General features: G+C 58.3%; 7 protein-coding genes and 2 pseudogenes. 4 read left to right on the top strand and 5 right to left on the bottom strand.

Features of this window, described 5'->3' with window-relative positions; translation table 11 throughout:
• Positions 1-1,146, top strand: a 1,146-nt coding sequence (locus IG197_RS33300; protein ID WP_192321323.1) for a Tn3 family transposase, incomplete at its 5' end; no start/stop codon positions are given.
• A 125-nt stretch (positions 1,147-1,271) separates the two neighbouring features.
• Here IG197_RS33300 and IG197_RS33295 read toward each other — a convergent pair.
• The gene (locus IG197_RS33295) at positions 1,272-1,853 is read right to left on the bottom strand and encodes a recombinase family protein (RefSeq protein ID WP_024897959.1); all 582 of its coding nucleotides are present in this window, start codon (positions 1,851-1,853) and stop codon (positions 1,272-1,274) included.
• A 165-nt stretch (positions 1,854-2,018) separates the two neighbouring features.
• On the opposite strand from IG197_RS33295, the gene IG197_RS33290 reads away from it, so the two are divergent.
• The 3 genes and pseudogenes from IG197_RS33290 to IG197_RS37010 all read left to right on the top strand — a co-directional run.
• Complete coding sequence (locus IG197_RS33290; protein ID WP_246765522.1) at positions 2,019-3,038, top strand: DUF4158 domain-containing protein; 1,020 nt, start codon at positions 2,019-2,021, stop codon at positions 3,036-3,038.
• Between the two features lie 148 nt (positions 3,039-3,186).
• Positions 3,187-3,792, top strand: a complete 606-nt coding sequence (locus tag IG197_RS33285) for a recombinase family protein (protein WP_046802288.1) — start codon at positions 3,187-3,189, stop codon at positions 3,790-3,792.
• A gap of 15 nt (positions 3,793-3,807) precedes the next feature.
• Positions 3,808-4,671: pseudogene (locus IG197_RS37010) on the top strand (DUF4158 domain-containing protein); the annotation flags it as partial.
• Here IG197_RS37010 and IG197_RS36465 read toward each other — a convergent pair.
• The 4 genes and pseudogenes from IG197_RS36465 to phnE form a co-directional block, all read right to left on the bottom strand.
• Positions 4,663-5,458, bottom strand: a pseudogene (locus tag IG197_RS36465) (IS701 family transposase); the annotation flags it as partial. The pseudogenes IG197_RS37010 and IG197_RS36465 sit on opposite strands and share 9 nt — an antisense overlap.
• A 268-nt stretch (positions 5,459-5,726) precedes the next feature.
• A complete protein-coding gene (locus tag IG197_RS33265; protein ID WP_246765521.1) occupies positions 5,727-6,290 on the bottom strand; it encodes a LysR substrate-binding domain-containing protein in 564 nt (187 codons plus the stop codon).
• A 191-nt stretch (positions 6,291-6,481) separates the two neighbouring features.
• Complete coding sequence (locus IG197_RS33260) at positions 6,482-7,480, bottom strand: phosphonate dehydrogenase (protein ID WP_003501101.1); 999 nt, start codon at positions 7,478-7,480, stop codon at positions 6,482-6,484.
• A gap of 13 nt (positions 7,481-7,493) precedes the next feature.
• Positions 7,494-8,300, bottom strand: a complete 807-nt coding sequence (gene phnE / locus IG197_RS33255; RefSeq protein WP_006473411.1) for a phosphonate ABC transporter, permease protein PhnE — start codon at positions 8,298-8,300, stop codon at positions 7,494-7,496.
• Positions 8,301-8,338 lie beyond the last annotated feature (38 nt).

Here is an 8,338-nt window from a genome sequence, read left to right as displayed (position 1 = left end):
CTTGTCGCCGAGGCGACCAATACTGGATTCGAGCCGCTGGTACGCCTCGATGTCCCGGCACTTCGACGCTCGCGGCTCAGTTGGGCAAAAAACTTCCTGCGCGCCGAGACGCTGATCGCTGCAAACGCCGCCCTGGTCGCGGCGCAAAACGCCATCCCGTTGGCGAGGAAATGGGGCGGCGGCGAAGTGGCTTCCGCCGATGGATTGCGGTTTGTCGTGCCGGTCCGCACCATTCATTCCGGCCCCAATCCGCGATATTTTGGGCAGGAGCGCGGTGTCACCTGGTACAACCTCGCCTCGGACCAGTTCACTGGCCTTAACGCCATGACCGTTCCCGGCACCCTGCGCGACAGCCTCAATCTGCTCGCCATCGTGCTGGAACAGGAGACCGAGCTTCAGCCGACAGAAATCATGACCGACACGGCTGGATATACCGACACCATCTTCGGCATATTCTACCTGCTCGGGTACCAGTTCAGCCCTCGCATTGCAGATGTCGGCGGCGCGAGATTCTGGCGCGTCGATGCTAAAGCCGACTACGGCATCCTCGACAATATCGCGTCGAACAGGATCAACATGAAGCTGATCGCCGACCATTGGGACGATCTGTTGCGGCTTGCTGGCTCCCTCAAACTCGGTGTTGTACAGGCCGCTGGCCTCACCCGGACCCTTCAGACCAATGACCGGCCAACCCGTCTTGCTCGCGCCCTGCAGGAACTCGGCCGCCTCATCAAGACCCTCTATCTTCTGCGATTCATCGACGATGAAAGCTACAGGCGCCGTATTCTCATCCAGCTCAATCGCGGTGAAGGACGCCATCAGCTCGCCCGCGTCATCTTCCATGGAAAGCGCGGCGAATTGCGCCAGCGCTATCGTGAAGGTCAGGAAGACCAGCTCGGAGCACTCGGTCTGGTCGTCAATCTCGTCGTGCTGTGGAACACCATCTACACGGATGCCGCCCTCAACCAACTCGTAGTCGAAAGGTACGATGTCAGGCCGGAGGATGTCGCGCGCTTGTCGCCGCTCGGCTTCAGACATGTCAACATGGTCGGCCGATACGCATTTACGCTCCCAGAATTCGTGGCCCGAGGCGAACTCAGGCCGCTACGCGATCCGAAAAATGTCGATCCGGACGAAGAGCCTTGAAATCCTTATGTAGGTTTTCTGTTCCGTTGCTACTCAGACCCCCCTTACGGCTCTACGATGACGAATCTTGGCGTCACGACACGAAAGTGGCGAATCTGTCCGACTTTTAAGAACGTATCCGGAACTCAGGTTGGTTTAACCGTGGATGTCGTTGCTTTTTCGGCCCTGAGAGCTTCGTAGAGGGCGGTTTTCCCGATTTTCACGCGGGCGGCGGCTTCCCGGACGTTCAAACCGGCCGCCAGATGCTGGCGGGCTTTGGCAAGTTTCTCCGGGGTTACGACGACTTGTCGGCCACCGCGTCGGCCGCGTTCCTCTGCGGCTTGCAGACCGGCACGTGTTCGTTCCCGGATCAGATCGCGCTCGAACTGTGCCAGCGCGCCGAACAGGTGGAAGACCAGGCGACCGCCGGATGTCGTGGTGTCGATGTTTTCGGTGATGGATCGGAAGCCGACGCCTTTGGCCTCCAGTTCGGTGATGATCTCGATGAGGTGCTTCATCGACCGGCCGAGGCGGTCGAGCTTCCAGACTGTGAGCGTATCGCCGTCGCGAACGTAGCGGATCGCCTCAGCCAATCCGGGCCGGTCAGTCTTCACGCCGGATGCCTTATCCTCGAACAGCCTTTCACAACCTGCTTTGCGCAAAGCGTCGAGTTGCAGGGCGGTGTCCTGCTCGCCGGTGGAGACCCTTGCATAGCCGATAGAGGTCATGAGACGTGGTTTGTCCGTTTTTCCGTTGAATTCGGACATTGTCCGATTTGCCGTTTCATGACAAGGTTTGCGGACAAAACTTGTGGATGCCGCGAAACGTTCGTTTGTCGGACACGCATTTTCCGGTTCGCTGCACTCTCCGCAACGAAACGGGAAGATCAGAGAATGGCGCGAAGAGCACTACTGAGCGAGGCATGGTGGCAACAGGCGACGATCATCCCGGATGACGAAAGGGAGATCGCCAAACATTACACGCTGGATCGATCGGATCTCGACCTGATCATGCGACAGAACAAGGCCCCGAATAGGCTGGGCCTCGCCTGTGTTCTAGCCACGCTACGATATCCGGGCCGACCGCTTGCGGATGGCGAGGTCCTGCCGGCTGGCGTCTTACGATTTCTGGCGCGGCAGATCGGCGTCGATCACCATGAGATCGATCGTTATTTCGAGCGCCCGCAGACGCGGCGCGAGCATCTGGCCCTGCTTTTCGACAGGATGAAGATGCGTCCGTTTGTGCCTTCGGACGTGCGGGCACTCACAGGCTGGCTGACACCTGCCGCGCAAACCCTGCGCCAGGCCGATGTATTGGCGGATATGGTGGTGGAAGAACTACGACGCAGGAGAATTCTCTTGCCAGCGCGGCCGGCGCTCGAAGCCATCATTCATGTGGCGATCAGGCGCGGCATTCGTATTGCTCATCGGGCCTTGGCCGGCGGGATCTCAGAAGGCCAAAAGCTCGATCTGGACAAGCTTCTCGATCCGCGTGAGGGGACAAGCGTGACCATCCTTGCCTGGGCGAGAACACCGGCATTGTCGCCAGCCGCCGTCAACCTCGAAAGAATTGCCGAGCGCATTCGCTTTCTCCGGTCTCTGAACCTGCCGACGACGTTGATGGATCGCATTCCGGCCAAGGTCTTTGACGAATTTGCTGCAGAGGGGACGCGAATGAGCGCGCAGCATCTGCGCGACCTTAACACCGAACGCCGACATGCTGTCCTGGCTGCGACAGTGCTCCACCTTTCCCGCCATCTCACTGATTGCGCGATCGACATGTTCAAGAAACTCATGGGCATCCTGACGCGGCGAGCCAATAACCAGGCGGCTGCTCGCGTCACCCGATCCGTTCGGGAAGTGCAGAAGCCGTTGAAGGGGCTCCGTGGGAATCTCTGCAATATTACCCGCTAAGAGATTTTTGGCGTGACGGAAAACAGATGATTTCCGCGTAGCGGTTCGGCGGGTCGAAATCGACGGGGTGACTGGGCAATTATTTGCGCGACAAACCCTGTCGGAATGTGAGACTGTGCGGCAACACGGAATTTGAGGTTTGTCGTGCATGTTGATCGGTTACATGCGGGTATCGAGCGGTGATGAGCGGCAGTCGGTTGCCTTGCAGCGCGACGCCCTGCTCGCGGCCGGGGTCGATCAGCGTCACCTGCATCAGGATCGCGCTTCGGGCGCGCGCGACGATCGGCCGGGGCTGAAGGCTTGCCTTGCGGAATTGTGCGAGGGTGACGTGCTGGTCGTTTGGAAGCTCGACCGTCTGGGCCGATCACTCTCCCACCTGATCAGAATCGTTGAGGATCTGAAGATGCGCGGGGTCGCCTTCCGCTCTTTGACGGAAGCTATCGACACGACGAATTCGCACGGTGCGTTCCTGTTCAACCTGTTTGGCACGCTCGCCGAATACGAGAGAGTGCTGATCACGGAGCGGGTCAACGCTGGACTGGCGGCGGCACGCCGGCGCGGTCGCAAGGGCGGTAGGCCACCGACGATCGACACCGACAAGGTTGAGCAGATTCTGGCGGCGCTGGAAGCCGGCGCCAGCAAGGCGTCGGTGTGTCGGACATTCAAGGTGCCGCGCTCGACTCTCATCGATACATTGCGGCGAACCGGATGGACCGGACCGGGCAAAGAAGATGAGCCTGCTCCCCCAGTTTGAGAGCGGGTGTGACCGATGGCCTTCCTCGACGCGCAGTCGCGCACCGTTCTGTTCGACCCACCCGATGTTTATGAAGAGGCCCTCGCGCGCTATGCGCTGTCCGCTGAGGACATCGCTTTCGCCAGGGCGCATCGCCGATCGCATAATCGTCTGGGTTTTGCCATCCAACTCGCCCTGGTGCGTGATCTCGGTCGTCCGCTCCGCGCTGGGGAAGTTCCGCCTCAGGCAGTCGTCTCCGTTGTCGCCGACCAGTTGGGCATCGACGCTGCGGTGTTCGCACTCTATGCCCAGCGGGAGGAAACCCGTCGAGAACATACGCGGGAGATTGTCGTCGCACTGGATCTCCGGCCCGTCCGGGCGAGCGATTATCGATCCCTGATCACCGCGGCGGCACGCGAGGCAGCCGCTACCGAACAAGGCGAGCCGATCACCAAGGCCGTGATCGAAGCCCTGAAGGAGAGGAAGCTGCTCGTTCCTGTGCCGGAACTGCTGATACGTCTGGCGATGGCGGGCCGGGCGGCAGCGCGACGACAGGCTTATCGCGGCTTGATCCGGGGCATGGAGCAACCGTCCATCGAGGCGCTTGATCAGCTTCTCATCGATCGGTCCGGCGATCGGAGCCATCTCGGCTGGATTGCGGAAGCGCCGGAGGGGACGAAACTGAAAAACCTCAAGGGCCTGATTGCCCGGCTTGAGGTTCTGCGTTCGGCGGCGATTTCCGATGAGCGACGTAAAACGATCCATGCCAACCGCTATGGCATCATCGCCCGGGACGCCCGCATTCTGCATGCCCGTGAGATACGACGCCTTACATCCGAGCGCCGCTACGCCACGCTGACGGCGTTCGTCATCGAGAGGCAGGCGGCAATCACCGACCTTGCCACGCCGCCAACTGACCTTCTTCCAGCTTGCCTGCGTCAGGATCGTCTCGGCTGCAACCGACAGAATGTCGGGGATCGGATGCTTGCGTGGGCGACCATGACCGGAGACGGGAAAGATCAATTCGACTTTATGGGGATAGACCTTCTGATGCTTGGGGATGCCGACCGCCCAGGTGAGGCCGCGTCCACTTAGCCCCTGGCGGAAGGCCGCCGACAGGCCGTAGCCTGCGTCAGCCAGCACTGTGCCAAACCGGATGCCAGCCGCGATCAACCGATCAATCTCGGCAAGAGCGATCTCCGGCTTCGTGCGAGATGTCCGCATGGCATCGGGAACCCCGGCCTTGGCCATCCGTTCCGTGTCGCTGGTCAACCGACAGCTCTCGGGCAGAAACAGACGCAAGCCAACCGGAACAGGAACCTCGTCTCGGGCAAGACGTTCTGAACCAGCGCTGACCGCAAGGTGAGGCCGCTTTCCCAGCATCGAAGGAAGGCCGCCGCGCGACACCCAGCCCGAGTGCCAAACCGCCCTTCAGCCGCGATCAACCGAGACCGGTATCATCGATCACCAGAAATGCACTGGATGCACCAACGATCCTGTCCGCCTGTCGCGCAAGCTCAGTCTCAAGAGGCGCTGCATCCCAAAGACCATCGGAAATGAAATGGTGCAAGCGGTCGTACTGGCCTGGAGCAAACCGTTCCGCCATCGGCTCGATACTCTTGCGGTCACTTCTTCGGTAGACCGGTATCATCGACACATAGACTGGGCACACATCTGTCGTCGCCTCGCGCAAGTCAAGTTTATCCAGAGGCGCTGCAAAATGCTGAAAGCTCCGTATCCCAATCTGCCATGTCGCGCTCCCGAAAAAGAGAGCACAAATCATCTCAAACCAGCCTTGCCCCAATCTGCCAAAGTAGTGCTAGGTCACCCAGAGGGGCGCTCGCATCGAGTATAACCTTAAGCGCGATCTGCCGGTGCGCATCCTCCATATGAGCGGGATCATACAGCCAAACAGCAGACTTGCCCCAATCTGCCTCAACAGAAACCTCATAAACCTAGAGGACGCGAGCTCGCATCGGTACAGTGCTCCGCATTGCTTCCGAAATGCCGAGACCAGCTCGAACTGCATGCTTCACAGCCTCAGTGCTCCCGACATTGAATGAGATTGGGAATTGCTCTGCCGCTTGGCCGAAGGCCTCGCGGAGCACGGATCCGGTACCGGTTCCACGTTCTCCGCCAATGAGGGACTCTTGAAATAACTCTGCCGCTTCAATTGTTTTTCGCGTCCTCCAATTATGCTGTGGGGATACGATTATTACCAGCTTTTCCTTCCGCCAAAGGCGGGCTTGATATCCTTTTCGATCGTCCCACCATTCGGTAAAGGCTAGATCAATCTCCTTCCTCAAGAGCTTTTCGATGATTTCAGGATTTGAGGCGGGCTTGATAGGCCGGCCTTGAGCATCCTGTAAACGCTTAATCAATCTCCAAAATATAGGTACCGAGCTGTTAGTCGGACCCAACGTATTCCGGCGCTGGCAGGCGGTCCAGGATGAGCTTGTGACGGTCAAAGGCTGCGTAGGAACCGCAAGTACTGGCGAGCCCTTGCCTGTGAGCGGCACACAGTCCTTCGTGACTCTCGAAGCCGCGAATGGCAAGAATAGTATATCCTTGCCGAGTCGTTTCACATCGACCAGCCGAGACAGTCGGTTATCCTATCGAAGCCGTCGCGACAGTCGGAAAGCTGCTGAAGACGCCTCGATTACCAGTTTCGAACCTCGACATGCGAAAGGCTAAACATTACTTTCTCTAATCAAGGAATTAGTTGAACCTCGTTAATTGCCGCACGAGGTCTTCGGCCTTGGACAAAATCTATAATGTTGTCAGCAGCCTCGTGCTCGATAGCCAAACGCGACTTCGCCACTGCTGAGCCTATGTGGGGTGTCAAGATCGAATCATGTTCGCGATTGAGGAGACCCCCGTGGACCTTGTCAGGCCGGTCGGGTCTGGCCCAGTCCTCCATCTCATAAACATCAGCGGCGTAGCCTCCCAAGCGCCCCGCCTGCAATGCAGCGACAACAGCCTCTTCATCAACCACGCTTCCGCGTGCAGGATTAATAAGAAGTGCTCCTTTGGGCATTTTGGCGAGTTGTTCAGCGCCGAGGAGATGCTTCGTTTCGGCCGAAAGCGGGAGTGCACACACAAGAAAGGTAGACGACGAGATCAACTGGTCAAATTCAAGAGGCTTTACGTTCAGTCTGATCTCATCGGCTTTGTCCAGGGATTGACGATCCCAGTACGACACAATGGCGCCGAAGGTACTTAGGCGCTGTGCTATAGCTTTTCCGATCGCTCCCATCCCTAAAATGCCGATTGCTGTGCCCTGCAGCCCAAGGCCGTAAAACCGAGGGCGCCAACCTTTGTAATCCCTCCTGACGCTCTTGTCGCCTGGCAGAATGTGCCGCCCAAGAGCAATCATCAGACCGATTGTAAGTTCGGCTGTCGGGTCAGTGAGAAGATCGGACACTATCGTGACGTGGACTCCACGCTGCGTGCAGGCTTCGATGTCGAAGTTATCGAAGCCTTTCAGCGCACATGCCACAAGTTGAAGATCGGGAGCGTGCGCGAGTACAGACGCGTCGATCATGTCCGGCATGAACGCCATCATCGCCTTGGCGTCGCTCAATTCTGCGAGCAGTTTCTCGCGGGGCCATGTATCATCAGTATCGTTGCAAACTAAACGAGCGTGGGGAGATAGCTTTGAGATAATCTCCTCGTGGACGCGATGGGTGATTACTACCTTTGGGAGCATTTAATTTATCCTTCTATTGCAGCTGGCGGCGGAGGAGAGCGCCGACCTGGTCAACGATGGTGACCATCAGAAGGACAACGAGCATGATCGCAAGAACCTCCTGATAATTCATGATCCGGAGGGATGTCATCAACTCGAAACCGATACCACCAGCTCCCACAGTGCCCAGGATTGTCGAGGCGCGGAAGTTGTACTCCCACCGATAGATGGTCACATCGGCCAATTGCGGTAGAACTTGTGGCAAGATCGCCCGCGTCACGATCTGGAACGGCGACGCACCAGCTGCGCGTGCGGCTTCTATAGGCGCATTATCGCAATGCTCGATCGCCTCCGCAAAGAACTTGCCCACCATGCCAACCGAGTGAAGACCAAGAGCCAGCACGCCTGGGAGCGCTCCAAATCCCACTGCCGCCACGAAGACGATGCCCATAATCAGCTCCGGGATCGACCGTAGACCATTCAACAATCCACGCGAGATCATATAGATGACAGCGTTGGGTGCTGTTTTCCCTGAGGCGAAAAAGCCAACTGGAAGTGATATCAGTACCGCGATCGCAGTCCCAGCTATACTCATCGCCAGAGTGTCGATGAGAGGGCTGATCCACTCCAAGCCTCGGTTGAAATCCGGGGGAAACATTTCCGTACCGAGCTGCCAGAGCGCAGGAAACCCAGATCCCAGACGCTCCAGATCAAGAAGACCGGAGTGATAACTGCTAACAATGATCACACACGCAATTGCCAACGCGATCACGCCAGCTCTGGTCCAAGCTTTGTTTTGATGTTGAAGGATAGAGTCGTAGTCGGCCGACGGCTGTGTCATCACATATCCTGGAAGAAAGGACGCAGGCCAGCGCCTGC

The organism is Aminobacter sp. SR38 (assembly GCF_014843375.1).
GTDB classification, from domain to species: Bacteria; Pseudomonadota; Alphaproteobacteria; order Rhizobiales; family Rhizobiaceae; genus Aminobacter; species Aminobacter ciceronei.
The sequence above is the reverse complement of the archived record's forward strand: the minus strand, read 5'-3'. Positions and strand labels throughout refer to the sequence as shown.